Source organism: Staphylococcus sp. EG-SA-2 (assembly GCF_017152085.1).
The window spans coordinates 1-543 of sequence record NZ_JACYHC010000136.1 but is presented as its reverse complement, the minus strand read 5'-3'; the positions used below and the strand labels follow the sequence as shown (position 1 = coordinate 543).

General features: G+C 29.8%; 1 protein-coding gene. It reads left to right on the top strand.

Annotated elements, in window-relative coordinates:
• Positions 1–256: 256 nt before the first annotated feature.
• Positions 257–543, top strand: a 287-nt coding sequence (locus IDG60_RS01345) for a hypothetical protein (protein ID WP_206160397.1), incomplete at its 3' end; no start/stop codon positions are given.

The following is a 543-nucleotide window of genomic DNA, read 5'->3' as shown; positions in this document are numbered from 1 at the left end:
GATACTAAATAAATCCATAAAAAAACTTATTGCCGTAATTATACTATAAATTATCGATTTTGGTACATTAATATTTGCATACCATGCAATCGTTTACAGAACTACTATAGCAGGCTTTTGCAACTTTACAAACAATTATTTTGTGATTTTTCTAAAAAATTAAAAAAGTTGCTCAAGTACCGTTGAGTCACATACAACTTCAGCTATTCTCGGTAATTATGATATAATTTTAATAATATTAAAAAGGAGTATATCAATGTTAAAACAAATACTGCCACGTGCTACAAAAATATCGATACTCTTTGCTGTAGCATTTTTCATCATAAATTATATCGGTATGGAAAAACCTGACATCCTATATTTAGTTGGAAGAACTATTATTGCAACACTTGCTTTCATACTCATTTGTCTTACATTATTTACTATTATTAATTCTCCAGAGCGCAAGATTAAACTCGGTACGACTTTACCGATTGCATTAATTATTGGTATCATTTTCGGCGCCATATTTTTAACGGTACAAATCGGTGTCATCACTGGGTT